Below are 611 nucleotides of genomic sequence, written 5' to 3'. Positions count from 1 at the left end.
GTGCATATCAATCAGGCTTTTAGTTTTAACTGCTCAAGAAGTTTTCCGTGAATACCACCAAAGCCACCGTTACTCATTACCAGAATTTGGTCTCCAGGCTGAGCACGTTCGACGATTTTAGCTACAAAATTATCCATATCGGCATCGACAAACGCTGGCTGCTTGCATTGATCAGCCATGTCTTGCACCGCCCATTCGATGTTGTCTGGCTGGAATAAGAACACTTCATCTGCGCTGTGTAGCGAATCCGCGAGTGTATTCTTATGAACACCACGCTTCATGGTGGCAGAGCGAGGTTCCAATACAGCAAGGATACGTTTTTCACCCACTTTGTTACGCAAACCGCCCAGTGTCAGTTCAATTGCCGTAGGGTGATGCGCGAAATCATCGTAAACCGTGATGCCTTGTTCTTCACCTTTGAGCTCTAAACGACGCTTAGTGTTGATAAAACGACCCAACGCCTGACAAGCAAGTTCTGGCGTTACACCAACGTGTCGTGCGGCAGCGATCGCCATCAGTGCATTATCCACATTGTGGTCACCCACCAAATCCCATTCGACGGTACCGACCTTCTCGCCTTGCAAAGCAACTTCAAATTTTGAGCCATCAAG

1 protein-coding gene is annotated in these 611 nt (G+C 48.0%); it reads right to left on the bottom strand.

The window, feature by feature from the left end:
- Nucleotides 1–11: 11 nt before the first annotated feature.
- Nucleotides 12–611: glutamate ligase domain-containing protein (locus R7R24_RS28340; RefSeq protein ID WP_318120400.1), on the bottom strand; the 600-nt coding region annotated here is incomplete at its 5' end.

This window comes from Vibrio sp. 704, assembly GCF_033339295.1.
This window is presented reverse-complemented; position numbering and strand designations above follow the sequence as displayed.